This window comes from Streptomyces sp. NPDC016459 (assembly GCF_040632845.1).
GTDB lineage: Bacteria > Actinomycetota > Actinomycetes > Streptomycetales > Streptomycetaceae > Streptomyces.
The window spans coordinates 438,214-450,977 of the sequence record NZ_JBEYCR010000002.1 but is presented as its reverse complement, the minus strand read 5'-3'; the positions used below and the strand labels follow the sequence as shown (position 1 = coordinate 450,977).

Genomic DNA, 12,764 nt, shown 5'->3' with positions numbered 1-12,764 from the left:
ACCCCCACACTCCCCACCCAGGAGACAGCATGCGACGTCCCACCCGCGGCAGAAGGTCCGCCACCCTCGCGGCCCTCGTGGCGCTCACCCTCGCAGCGCCCCTGTCCGCCCTCTCCTCACCCGCCGGGGCAGACCCGGCGCCGACCGCCGCCCGTATCGCCGCCGGCGTCGAGGAGGTGATCCGGCAGTACGAGGTCACCGGACCCTCCACCCCGGCCGCCCGCACCGCGCTCCTCGCCACCGGCGTCTCGATCGACGAGGTCGACGCCCGGTCGGTCGTCGTCAGCGCCAACACCGAGCAGCTCAGGAACCTCAAGGCGCTCGGCTACAGGCCGGTGGCGCTGCCCGGCCCGCCGAACCGGGCGACCGAGGACGGCCACGACCACGGCGTCGGCGCGCTCGACTTCCCGTCCGCCGACTCGAGGTACCACAACTACGCGGAGATGAACGCGGAGATCGACCAGCGTCTCGCCGCCTACCCGTCCATCATGCGCAAGCAGGTGATCGGGAAGACGTACCAGGGCCGGGACATCGTCGCCATCAAGATCAGCGACAACGTCGCCACCGACGAGAACGAGCCCGAGGTCCTCTTCACCCACCACCAGCACGCCCGCGAGCACCTCACCGTCGAGATGGCGCTCTACCTGCTGCGCGAACTCGGCGCGGGCTACGGCAGCGACTCCCGGGTCACCAACGCCGTCAACGGCCGCGAGATCTGGATCGTCCCGGACCTCAACCCCGACGGCGGGGAGTACGACATCGCCAGCGGGTCCTACCGCAGCTGGCGCAAGAACCGGCAGCCCAACTCGGGCTCGTCGTACATCGGCACCGACATGAACCGGAACTGGAACTACAAGTGGGGCTGCTGCGGCGGCTCCTCCGGCTCCAAGAGCTCCGAGACGTACCGCGGCACGGCACCCGAGTCCGCCCCCGAGGTGAAGGTCATCGCCGACTTCGTCCGCTCCCGGGTGGTCGGCGGCAAGCAGCAGATCACCGCGGCCATCGACTTCCACACCTACAGCGAACTGGTGCTCTGGCCCTTCGGCTGGACCAGCGCCGACACCGCGCCCGGCATGACGCAGGACGACCGGAACGCCTTCGCGGCCGTCGGCGGCAAGATGGCCGCGAGCAACGGCTACACGCCCGAGCAGTCCAGCGACCTCTACATCACGGACGGCTCGATCGACGACTACCTGTGGGGCGTGCACAGGATCTTCGGCTACACCTTCGAGATGTACCCGGCGTCGTCGGGCGGCGGCGGCTTCTACCCGCCCGACGAGGTCATCGAGCGCGAGACCAGCCGCAACCGCGACGCCGTCCTCCAACTCCTGGAGAACGCGGACTGCATGTACCGCTCGATCGGCAAGCAGGCGCAGTACTGCAGCTGACGATCGTACGGAGCGAAGGGGCGCCCCGGTCGAACCGACCGGGGCGCCCTGCCGTGCCGGGCTCAGCCCAGGACGGCGAGCGCGTCGATCTCGATGAGCAGTCCGGCGGGGAGACCGACGTAGACGGTCGTGCGGGCGGAGGCCGGGGCCTTGAGGTCCTGCTCCTCGAAGTACTGGTTGTAGATCGCGTTCATCTCCGCGAAGTGGTCCACGTCCGTGAGGTAGACGCGCATCATCATCACGTCGTCCCAGCTCGCGCCGCCCTCCTCCAGGATGGCCTTGACGTTGGCGAAGGTCTGGAGGGTCTGCTCGCGCAGGGTCGGGCCCGCGACCGTCGGCGTCCGGCCCTCGACGGCGGGCAGGAAGCCGACCTGGCCGGCGACCTGGAGGATGTTGCCCTTCCTCACCCCGTGCGAGAACTTCGCGGGCGGGGCGGTGTGGGTGGCGGGGGTGAGGGCGGTCTTCTCGACCGGACTCCCGGCCGTCGTCCCGGCGGTCGTCCCGGCCGTCGTCCCGGTCGTCGTCCCGGTCGTCTTCTCGATGCTCATGCGCTGTCCTTCGTCGGGGCGTCGCCGGAGTACTCGCGGCTGATGGCGTCCGCGGTGCCGCGCACCTGCGGAAGGAGGGTGAGGAGCTCCTCGGCGGTGACGACCACGTTCGGCGCCGAGACCGACATCGCGGCGACCACGCGCCCGTCGGCGCCGCGGATGGGGGCGCCCACGCAGTTGATGGACTCCTCGTGGCCGCCGAGGTCGGTGGCCCACCCCTGTTCGCGTACGGTCGCCAGCTCCTTGAGGAAGGCGGTGGCGTTCGGGGTCGAACGGGGGGTGTACGGGGGGTAGTCGAGCTTCGCGGCGACGGCGCGACGCTCCGGCTCGGGCAGGTCGGCGAGGAGCAGCTTGGCGACGGCGGCGACGGTGATCGCGACGGGCTTGCCGATGCGGGAGTACATGCGCACCGGGTATCGGCTCTCGACCTTGTCGATGTAGAGGACCTCGCCCTCCTCGTACACGGCGAGGTGGACGGTGTGCCCGATGCGTTCGTTGAGGGCCACGAGGTAGGGGTGGGCGATCTCCCGGACGTCGAGGTTCTCCACGGCCTCCTGCGCGAGGGCGAAGAGCCGGGCCCCGAGGCGGTAGCGCTGGTCCTGCTGCCGGTGGACGAGACCGTGCTCGTGGAGGGTGCGCAGCAGGCGCAGGGCCGTGGACTTGTGGACGCCGAGCCGCTCGGCGACCTGCCCGAGGTCGGCGGGGCCCTGGGCGAGCAGCGGCAGAATGCTGAGCGCCCGGTCGACGGTCTGGCTCATGGCGTACGTACCTCCTGGTCGGGGCCCTGGCGCACCGTCCAGCCGGGGCCGAGGTGAAGTGTCCCCCAGGCGGCCTCGTCGAGCGCGGCCAGCCGGTCGGCGTGGTCGATCCAGGAGGGGCGCCGCGCAGCGGCTCCGTGAGGGGTGGTGGCCGGGTGACGGGCGGGCGGGACGGCGAGGTCGCCGGGGACGGTGAGCGCGGCGGCGGCCATGAGGTGCCCGTGCCGGAGCCGGGCCCGTGCGTCGAGCCCCCGGAGGACGCCGGAGAGGAACCCGGCGGCGAAGGCGTCCCCGGCACCGACGGGGGCGACGACGTCGACGCGGGGGGCGGGGACGTGGGTGACGGTGTCGTGAGCCGGCCGGAACGCGGCCCCGCCGGGATCCGGACCGCGTTCGAACACGACCGCCCCTTCCCCGCCCCGCTTCACCACGAGCCCCGCCGGTTCCGGCAGCACCTCCCGGATCGCGGCCGGATCGGCGACTCCCCACAGCGCCTCCGCCTCGTCCGCGCCGACGAACACGAGGTCGGCCCGGCGGGCGAGTTCGAGCAGCACCTCGGCGGCGGGGTCCCGGCGCCACAGGCCGGGGCGGTGGTTGACGTCGAAGGAGACGAGCGGCCGGCGGGGCCGGGGCGCGGTGAGCTCCCGCATCAGGGCGAGGCAGTCGGCGGACAGCGCGGCCGTGATGCCGGTGAGGTGGAGGATCCGCGCGCCGGCGACGGAGGAGTACGGGACGGTGGCCGGCGACATGGCCGACGCGGCCGAGCCCGCCCGGTAGTAGGCGACCTCGTGTCCGTCGGCGGCCCGGTCGGTGGCGGTGCGGAAGTAGACGCCGGTCGGCCGGTGCGGGTCGCGGCGGACGGCGCTGACGTCGACGCCGTACCCGCCGATCGCCTCCACCAGGTGGTCGCCGAACCCGTCCCGGCCGACCCGGCCGACCCATCGCACCCGGTGCCCGACGGCGGCGAGGGCGCAGGCGACATTGGACTCGGCGCCGCCGATGGCGCGGGTGAAGGCGGTGACGTCGGCGAGACGACCCGGGCGGTCGGGAAGGAAGGTGACCATGGACTCACCGAGGCAGACGAGTTCCGGGGGCGGGGGTGCGGGCGTTTCTTCCGTGGTCCCGTCCGAGGCTGCGGGCGCCTCCTCTGTGGCCCCGTCCGAGGGCGGGAGCGCGGACGTGCCCGTGGTCCCGTCCGGGGGCGCGTGTCCGCTCACTCTCGGGCTCCCTGTGACTCCTACGGGTCCATTGACCCGGCCTCGGCCCGGATGTTAGACAGCGACGAGCAAAATGTGCAATGAGTGTTGCATGGAATGCAACACGTCCGACGAGGAGGCCACATGCCCGACCTGGCGAACGAGCGCGTCGACCACCGCTTCAAGGCCCTGCCCCCGGACGCCGAGGGCCTGACCGTCGGCGAGCTGTCCGGCCAGCGGCGCAACCTCTTCACCGGCGGCTTCACCACCCCCGTGCTCGCCCTCTCCGCCGAGTCCGTCGAGCACAACCTGCGGCTCCTGGAGACCTACGCGGAGCGCCACGGCCTCGCCTTCGCACCGCACGGCAAGACCTCCATGGCCCCCCAGCTCTTCGAGCGGCAGCTGGCGCACGGCGCCTGGGGCATCACCGCCGCCGTGCCCCACCAGGCCCGCGTCTACCGCGCGCACGGGATCGCCCGGATCTTCCTCGCCAACGAGGTCGTCGACGCCGCCGCGCTGCGCTGGCTCGCCGCCGAGCTCGACGCCGACCCGGACTTCCGCCTCGTCTGCTATGTGGACTCGGTCCGTGGCGTGGAGCTGATGGACGAGGCCCTGCGCGCGGCGGGCGCCGGCCGCGCCGTGGACGTCGTCGTCGAGCTGGGCGCCGGTGAGGGGGCCCGTACCGGCGTCCGTACGGAGGCCGAGTGCGCCGCCGTCGCGGACGCGGTCGCCGCCGTCACGACCCTGCGGCTCGTCGGCGTCGCCGGGTACGAGGGCGAGGTGCCGGCGCCGGACCCGGAGCGGGTGCGCGCCTGGCTGCTCCGGCTGACATCGCTCGCCGCCGCCTTCGACAAGGAGGGCCGCTTCGACGCCGGCATCGGCGAGATCGTCGTCAGCGCGGGTGGCAGCGCCTGGTTCGACACGGTCGCGGAGGTCTTCGCGGAGCTGCCCGACCTCTCGCTGCCGGTCCTCAAGCTGCTGCGCTCCGGGGCGTACGTCTCGCACGACGACGGCCAGTACCGCGACCTCACCCCCTTCAACCGGGTTCCCGGGGAGGGCGCGCTCCAGCCCGCGTTCCGGCTGTGGTCGCAGGTCGTCTCCCGCCCCACCGACGAGCAGGCCTTCACCAACGCGGGCAAGCGGGACGCCGCCCACGACCTGCACCTCCCCGAGGCGCAGGTGGTCCGCGACGCCCGTACGGGCGAGATCCGCGCCGCCGAGGGCATCACCGTCACCCGCCTCTCCGACCAGCACGCCTGGCTCGCCACCGGGCCGGGGGCGGACCTGGAGGTCGGCGACTGGGTCGGCATGGGGCTCTCCCATCCGTGCACGTCCTTCGACAAGTGGCAGCTGATCCCGCTGGTCGAGGCGGACGGCACGGTGGTCGACCACGTCCGCACCTTCTTCTAGCCAGGGAACGGGCCATGGATCTCGTCTTCCGTGACGCGGAGGTCGTCGACGGCAGCGGCGGCCCCTCCTACCGCGCCGACGTGGCGATCGACGGCGGCCGGATCGCCGCGATCGTCAAGGAGGGCGCGGCGGCCGGCTGCCTGCGGCCCACGGCCCGGCGGGTGGTGGACGCGGAGGGCCTTGCCCTCTCCCCCGGTTTCATCGACATGCACGCCCACAGCGACCTCGCGCTGCTCCGTGACCCGGACCACAGCGCGAAGGCCGCGCAGGGCGTGACCCTCGAAGTCCTGGGTCAGGACGGCCTCTCGTACGCCCCGGTCGACGACCGGACGCTCGCGGAGGTGCGCGGGGCGATCACCGGGTGGAACGGGTACGGCGACGACATCGACTTCGACTGGCGGACCGTCGGCGGATACCTGGACCGCCTCGACCGTGCCCACGACGGCCGGGGCATCGCGGTGAACGCCGCCTACCTCGTCCCTCAGGGCACGGTCAGGATGCACGCGGTCGGCTGGGAGGACCGCCCCGCCACCGAGGCCGAGCTGAACCGGATGCGGCGGCTCGTCGCGGAGGGCCTGCAGCAGGGCGCGGTCGGCATGTCCTCCGGCCTGACGTACACCCCCGGGATGTACGCGCCGGACGCCGAGCTCACCGAGCTGTGCCGGGTGGTGGCGGAGTACGACGGCTACTACTGCCCGCACCACCGTTCGTACGGGGCGGGGGCGCTGCGCGCGTACGAGGAGATGATCACGCTCAGCCGGGAGGCGGGCTGCGCGCTGCACCTGGCGCACGCGACCATGAACTTCGGCGTGAACAGGGGCCGGGCTCCCGAGTTGCTCGCGCTCCTCGACGAGGCCCTCGACGCGGGCGCGGACATCAGCCTCGACACGTACCCGTACACGCCCGGCTGTACGAGCCTGGTCGCCCTCCTGCCCAGCTGGGCGGGCGAAGGGGGCCCGGAGGCGGTGCTCGCGCGGCTCCGGGACGACGGGACGGCCGAGCGCATCCGGCACCACCTCGAAGTCCTCGGTTCGGACGGCTGCCACGGGGTGCCGGTGGAGTGGGACACGATCGAGGTGTCGGGGGTGTCGGATCCGGCGCTCGCGGAGTTCACGGGCCGCCGCCTGGACGGCTGGCCGACGGCCCGGCGGCTGCTGCTCGAGGACCGGCTCGGCACGACGGTCCTCCAGCACGTGGGCCACGAGGAGAACGTGCGGGCGATCATGCGGCACCGGGTGCACACGGGCGGCTCGGACGGCATCCTCCAGGGCCTGAAGCCGCACCCGCGCGCGTACGGGACGTTTCCGCGGTATCTGGGCCGGTACGTGCGCGAGCTGGGCGTCCTGTCCCTGGAGGAGTGCGTCGCCCACCTCACCTCCCGCCCGGCGGCCCGCCTGCGGCTCCCGGACCGGGGCCTGGTCCGGGAGGGGTACGTGGCGGACCTGGTCCTCTTCGACCCGGCGACCGTGGCGCCCGGCGCGACGTACGCCGCCCCGCGCACCCTTCCGGTGGGCGTCCCGCACGTCCTGATCGACGGCAGGTTCGTCATCGAGGACGGCCGCCGAACGGGCACCCTCGCGGGCCGCTCGATCCGCCGGACACCCTGACGGGCCCGCGCAGCCGCGCCGTGGCGGGCGCCTCCGCCCTCACCGCCCGGCGGCCACCGGGGCGGCATCCTCCACGGTGCCGCCCGCGGCGGTCGGCCACGGATCCCGCCGCACCCGCACGAGCCCCGCCACCAGCACGACCCCGGCCACCACGAACCCGAACCAGGGCGTACGTCCGGACGGCGCCGTCTCGTACACCAGCGCCGCCGAGACGACGGCGAGCACCTGCCCCGCCCGGCTGCGCCAGGCGACCGCCGCGACGACCGTCGTCCCCCACAGCACGTACCAGGGCTGCACCATCGGGGACAGGGCGACGAGCGCCACCAGCGAGAACCCGAGGCCGAGGACCGGATCGAGCGCCCCCCGCCACGCCCGCCACGCGAGCGCCAGGATCACGGCGACGGCGACGACGAGGCCCGCCGTCTGCACGGCGCTCTTCACGGGGTCGGGGTCGTCGCCGACGAGCAGCCCGAGCCCGAGCCCGAGATCGCTGGTCACCGACAGCGCGGTGTGGATCGACCCGGCGACGCTCTGGGTCCGCAGCCACCCGAACCCGGTCCCTGCGAGCACCGTCGCCCCCGCGGCCACCGCGCCCGCGACGGCCCCCGGCAGGACGAGACCCTTGACCAGCCCCCGTACGCCACCGTCCCTGCGGGCGACCAGCACGCCGATGAACAGCAGCGCGACGGCCGCCGGCGACTTGATCATCACCGCGAGGCCGACGAGGACGGAGCCGAGCACCCATCGCCCGCGCGCGGCCAGCAGCACGCCGCCGAGCAGGAGCCCGATCATCAGGCCGTCGTTGTGCATGCCGCCGACGACGTGGATCAGGAGCAGCGGGTTGAGGGCGGCCAGCCAGAGGGCGCCTTCGCGGCCGCCGGCCCCGCCGCCGAGCCCGCGTACGGCCCAGACGATCAGGGCGAGGGCGGCCAGGGCGCTCAGCCGCATGCCGAGGACGGCGGGCACGACCGCGCCGCCGGTCAGTTTCACCACGGCCGCGGCGAGGAGCAGGAAGACGGGGCCGTACGGGGCGGGGGTGTCCCTCCAGTTCCCGCCGACGCTCGCGGCCGCGTCCGCCCCGAGCTCGTCGGGTCCGAGGACGGAGGGCCCGCCGCCGTACACGTCGTGTCCTTCGAGGACCATGGCGCCCTGGGCGATGTAGCTGTAGACGTCGGCGCTGTACAGGGGCGGGGCCAGGAGCAGCGGCGCGGTCCAGCAGGCGAGGGTGGCGAGCACGCCGTCCCGTGCGCCCCGGGCGAGGAGGACGCCGTACCGCCACCAGGCGGCGACGAGCAGCGTCAGGCCGAGGTACGCGAGGAGGGCGCCGCCTAGGGCGAGCCCGGAGCCGCGCGGCTCCCACAGCCCCCAGCCGCCGCGTACGGGCAGCGTCCCGGCGGCCCATCCGCCCACGGCGACGCCGACGGACCCGCCCACACCCAGCCACCGGCATCCGGAGGCGCTCACGACCCACATGACGGGCCAACCTATCCCGACGGCCCGAGGACCCCTACTCCGCCCGCGGAGGACGCCCCCCGCCACGACGCCCACCCGGCTGGAGCAGCGCTCGGATCCGGGTCCGCCGGCGGTCGGGGGGCGGCGGCTCTCCTGGCCCCTGGGCTTTCCGCGACCGGCCGGGAGGGCGGCGGGTCCCATGGCCCCTCCGCCATCAGCGACCGGTCGGCGAGGCGGCCGGCTCCCCGCCCCTCCTCCTTCCGCACCGCCCGGCGACCGCCCCATGTCCGACGTGTCCCAAAACACGAGGCGGCCCGGCCGACCCGGCCGTAAGCTCTCGTCATGCAGGTGATCCAGTCCACGAAGCTCGCCAACGTCTGTTACGAAATCCGGGGTCCGGTGCTCGAAGAGGCGATGCGGCTTGAGGCCGCGGGTCATCGCATCCTCAAGCTGAACACGGGGAACCCGGCCGCCTTCGGCTTCGAGTGCCCGCCCGCCATCCTCGAGGACGTGCTGCGCAACCTCTCCGACGCGCACGGCTACGGCGACGCGAAGGGGCTGCTCTCGGCCCGGCGCGCGGTGATGAGCCACTACGAGACCAAGGGCATTCCGCTCTCCGTCGAGGACATCTACCTCGGCAACGGCGTCTCGGAGCTGATCCAGATGTCGATGCAGGCGCTGCTCGACGACGGCGACGAGGTCCTCGTACCGGCCCCCGACTATCCGCTGTGGACCGCGTCGGTCTCGCTGGCGGGCGGTACGGCCGTGCACTACCGCTGCGACGAGCAGGCGGACTGGATGCCGGACCTCGCGGACATCGAGCGGAAGATCACCGACCGCACCAAGGCGATCGTGATCATCAACCCGAACAATCCGACGGGCGCGGTCTACGACGACGAGATGCTCCGCTCCCTGACGGAGATCGCCCGGCGGCACGACCTGGTCGTCTGCTCGGACGAGATCTACGACAAGATCCTTTACGACGGCACCACGCACACCCCGACCGCCGCCATCGCCCCGGACCTCCTCTGCCTCACCTTCAACGGGATGAGCAAGAACTACCGGGTGGCCGGTTTCCGCTCGGGCTGGCTCGCCGTCTGCGGTCCGAAGCACCACGCGTCCTCGTACATCGAGGGCCTCACGATCCTCGCCAACATGCGCCTCTGCGCGAACATGCCGGCACAGCACGCGGTGGCGGCCGCGCTCCAGGGCCGGCAGTCGATCGAGGATCTGGTGCTGCCGGGCGGGCGGCTCCTGGAGCAGCGGGACACGGCGTACGAGCTGCTCACGCAGATCCCGGGGGTGACGTGCGTGAAGCCGAAGGGGGCGCTGTACCTCTTCCCGCGTCTCGACCCGACCGTCTACAAGATCAAGGACGACCGGCAGATGGTCCTGGACCTGCTGCGGGCGGAGAAGATCATGGTCGTGCACGGGACGGGCTTCAACTGGCACGAGCCGGACCACTTCCGGATCGTCACGCTTCCGGCGGCGGCGGACCTGGCGGACGCGGTGACGCGGATCGGCCGCTTCCTGGACGGGTACAGCCAGCCCTGACCTCCCCGGGCCGGACCCGACTCAACTTTAGACAGGATCTAAGCTAGGATGGCTCCAGAGCTTGAGGAGGCCATCCCATGTACGAACCGATCCGCACCAAGTCGGTCCACCGGATGGCCGACGACGCCCCCGACGCGTACCCGCACCGCTCCCGCGAGGAGGAGCTGGACATCCAGCTCGCCGGACACCTCTCCGCCCTGCTCGCCGTCACCGACGAGCTCGGCGACACGGAGGCCGGCGAGCGGATCGCCCGGCAGGTGGCGCGGCTGCGCGGCGCACCGCCCGCGCGGCACGCGGGCCTGAGCGGCTCGCCCGCCCAGGACCTGCACCGCAGGGCCCACGCCCTCGCGGGCCGCGCCCTCGTCGTCGCCGCCTCCCGGGCCGACACGACCGCCGCGATCCTCGCCGCCGAGCGCATGGACGCGCACACCGAGGCGCTGGCCGGGGAACCCACCCTGGCCGCAGCCGGCACCCCCTGACGGCCCCGGTCCGCGCGCCATGAACCGCGCGGACCGGGCGCCACCCACGGCAGCACGCGGGACGATCGGGCGGCGAGCCGCCGGAGACCCACCTCGAACGACAGCTGGCCGCGCTCCTCGGAGAGGCGACGGAGATCGCCGCCACCCTCCGTGACGCGGGGGCGTTCCGCCAGGAGATCATCACGCGGTACGTGGAGGGGCGCGGCGCCTGAGGGCATGCGCCGGCCCCCGGAGCCTGAGGGGGCGCCGGGGGCCGGGCGGATCGTGGTGGGCCGTCGTGACCCCACTGGTCAGGGCGGAATGTCGGGGCAACCCACCACGAGTCTGCGGTGCGGGATCAGCCCAGGCGCTCGACAAGCGCGCGGTACTCGTCCCACAGCTCCTTCGGCGTGTGGTCGCCGAAGGTGTTCAGGTGGTCGGGGACGAGGGCGGCCTCCTCGCGCCACACGTCACGGTCGACCTTGAGGAGGAACTCCAGGTCCTCGGCCGGCAGGTCCAGGCCGTCGGTGTCGAGGGACTCCGCGGTCGGCAGGATGCCGATCGGGGTCTCGACGCCCTCGGCCCTGCCCTCCAGACGCTCGACGATCCACTTCAGGACGCGGCTGTTCTCGCCGAAGCCGGGCCAGACGAACTTCCCGGCGTCGTTCTTGCGGAACCAGTTCACGTAGTAGATCTTCGGGAGCTTCGCGGCGTCCGCGGAGGCGCCCACCTTGACCCAGTGGGCCATGTAGTCGCCCATGTTGTAGCCGCAGAACGGCAGCATGGCGAAGGGGTCGCGGCGCAGCTCGCCGACCTTGCCCTCGGCGGCGGCGGTCTTCTCGGAGGCGACGTTCGCGCCGAGGAAGACGCCGTGGTTCCAGTTGAAGGACTCGGTGACCAGCGGTACGGCGGTGGCGCGGCGGCCGCCGAAGAGGATCGCGGAGATCGGGACGCCCTTGGGGTCCTCCCACTCCGGCGCGATCGTCGGGCACTGGCCGGCCGGGACGGTGAAGCGGGCGTTGGGGTGGGCGGCGGGTGTCTCGGACGCGGGCGTCCAGTCGTTGCCCTTCCAGTCCGTGAGGTGGGCCGGGGCCTCCTCGGTCATGCCCTCCCACCACACGTCGCCGTCGTCGGTGAGCGCGACGTTGGTGAAGACGGAGTTGCCCCAGAGGGTCTTCATGGCGTTGGCGTTGGTGTGCTCGCCGGTGCCGGGCGCGACGCCGAAGAAACCGGCCTCGGGATTGATCGCGTAGAGACGGCCGTCCTCGCCGAAGCGCATCCAGGCGATGTCGTCGCCGATGGTCTCGACGGTCCAGCCGGAGATCGTGGGCTCCAGCATGGCCAGGTTCGTCTTGCCGCAGGCCGACGGGAAGGCGGCGGCGACGTACTTCGCCTCGCCCTGCGGCGGGGTCAGCTTCAGGATGAGCATGTGCTCGGCGAGCCAGCCCTCGTCACGCGCCATGACGGAGGCGATGCGGAGCGCGTAGCACTTCTTGCCGAGCAGCGCGTTGCCGCCGTAGCCCGAGCCGTACGACCAGATCTCGCGGCTCTCGGGGAAGTGCGAGATGTACTTGGTGGAGTTGCAGGGCCACGGCACGTCCTCCTGGCCCTCCTCCAGGGGGGCGCCGAGGGTGTGGACGGCCTTGACGAAGAAGCCGTCGGTGCCGAGCTCGTCGAGGACGGCCTGGCCCATGCGGGTCATGGTGCGCATGGAGACGGCGACGTACGCGGAGTCGGTGATCTCGACGCCGATGGCGGAGAGCGGGGAGCCGACCGGGCCCATGCAGAAGGGCACGACGTACATGGTGCGGCCGCGCATGGAGCCGCGGAAGATGCCCTTCTCCCCCGCGAAGCTGTCTCCTTCTCCGGTAAAGATGGCCTTCATCTCGGCCGGGGCCTTCCAGTGGTTGGTCGGGCCCGCGTCCTCCTCCTTCTCGGAGCAGATGAAGGTCCGGTCCTCGACGCGCGCGACGTCGGTCGGGTCGGAGGCGGCGTAGTACGAGTTGGGGCGCAGGGTCGGGTCGAGCTTCGTGAAGGTGCCCTTGGCGACGAGCTCCTCGCACAGGCGCTCGTACTCGGCCTCGGAGCCGTCGCACCAGACGATGCTGTCCGGCTGGGTGATCCCGGCGATCTCGTTCACCCAGGAGACGAGCTCCTGGTGCTGGGTCGGAAGGGTATGGGGAGCCGCGTTGTCGCGCGCCACGATTGCTCCTTGTAGAGGGGTTTTGTGTTGTGTGCCCCGTGGGGGCCGCGACCCGGATGCTTCGTAGCCGCTCATCCGGTGCCGACCGCACTCATTTGATCATCCGACGGAAACGCCCATATGTCCAGGGGGCCGCCCACGTGAGCATCGCCACTCATATCCGCGACCTACGGGGGCGTAGGTACGATTT

At 72.6% G+C, this 12,764-nt stretch carries 10 protein-coding genes; 5 read left to right on the top strand and 5 right to left on the bottom strand.

The window, feature by feature from the left end; translation table 11 throughout:
• The first annotated feature begins 29 nt into the window (after positions 1 to 29).
• Positions 30 to 1,388: a M14 family metallopeptidase gene (locus tag ABZ567_RS07745; protein WP_360785727.1), complete on the top strand. Its 1,359-nt coding sequence runs from the start codon at positions 30 to 32 to the stop codon at positions 1,386 to 1,388.
• A gap of 62 nt (positions 1,389 to 1,450) precedes the next feature.
• Here the strand turns inward: ABZ567_RS07745 and ABZ567_RS07740 are convergent, their stop codons facing one another.
• Genes ABZ567_RS07740 through ABZ567_RS07730 form a run of 3 tightly spaced genes read right to left on the bottom strand, consistent with a single transcriptional unit; the run spans position 1,451 to position 3,911 of the window.
• Positions 1,451 to 1,936 (bottom strand): RidA family protein, encoded by a 486-nt coding sequence (locus tag ABZ567_RS07740; protein WP_360785725.1) that lies wholly within the window; start codon positions 1,934 to 1,936, stop codon positions 1,451 to 1,453.
• A complete protein-coding gene (locus ABZ567_RS07735) occupies positions 1,933 to 2,694 on the bottom strand; it encodes an IclR family transcriptional regulator (RefSeq protein ID WP_360785723.1) in 762 nt (253 codons plus the stop codon). The genes ABZ567_RS07740 and ABZ567_RS07735 overlap by 4 nt, the downstream gene beginning before the upstream one ends.
• Positions 2,691 to 3,911, bottom strand: a complete 1,221-nt coding sequence (locus tag ABZ567_RS07730) for a sugar kinase (RefSeq protein ID WP_360785721.1) — start codon at positions 3,909 to 3,911, stop codon at positions 2,691 to 2,693. Before ABZ567_RS07730 ends, ABZ567_RS07735 begins: the two co-directional genes overlap by 4 nt.
• 123 nt (positions 3,912 to 4,034) lie before the next feature.
• Between ABZ567_RS07730 and ABZ567_RS07725 the strand changes: the two genes are divergently transcribed.
• Both ABZ567_RS07725 and ABZ567_RS07720 read left to right on the top strand, forming a co-directional pair.
• Positions 4,035 to 5,300 (top strand): alanine racemase, encoded by a 1,266-nt coding sequence (locus ABZ567_RS07725; protein ID WP_360785720.1) that lies wholly within the window; start codon positions 4,035 to 4,037, stop codon positions 5,298 to 5,300.
• A gap of 14 nt (positions 5,301 to 5,314) precedes the next feature.
• Positions 5,315 to 6,907: a D-aminoacylase gene (locus tag ABZ567_RS07720; protein WP_360785719.1), complete on the top strand. Its 1,593-nt coding sequence runs from the start codon at positions 5,315 to 5,317 to the stop codon at positions 6,905 to 6,907.
• 39 nt (positions 6,908 to 6,946) lie between these two features.
• Here ABZ567_RS07720 and mptB read toward each other — a convergent pair whose 3' ends face one another.
• Entirely contained in the window at positions 6,947 to 8,380 is a 1,434-nt protein-coding gene (gene mptB / locus ABZ567_RS07715; protein WP_360785716.1) for a polyprenol phosphomannose-dependent alpha 1,6 mannosyltransferase MptB, read from the bottom strand.
• A 321-nt stretch (positions 8,381 to 8,701) separates the two neighbouring features.
• Here mptB and ABZ567_RS07710 point away from each other — a divergent pair, with 321 nt between their 5' ends.
• On the top strand, positions 8,702 to 9,913 hold the full coding sequence (locus tag ABZ567_RS07710; RefSeq protein WP_360785714.1) for a pyridoxal phosphate-dependent aminotransferase: 1,212 nt from the start codon (positions 8,702 to 8,704) through the stop codon (positions 9,911 to 9,913).
• Between the two features lie 77 nt (positions 9,914 to 9,990).
• Entirely contained in the window at positions 9,991 to 10,392 is a 402-nt protein-coding gene (locus tag ABZ567_RS07705) for a hypothetical protein (RefSeq protein WP_360785713.1), read from the top strand.
• Between the two features lie 337 nt (positions 10,393 to 10,729).
• Here ABZ567_RS07705 and ABZ567_RS07700 read toward each other — a convergent pair whose 3' ends face one another.
• A complete protein-coding gene (locus ABZ567_RS07700) occupies positions 10,730 to 12,574 on the bottom strand; it encodes a phosphoenolpyruvate carboxykinase (GTP) (RefSeq protein ID WP_360785712.1) in 1,845 nt (614 codons plus the stop codon).
• Positions 12,575 to 12,764 lie beyond the last annotated feature (190 nt).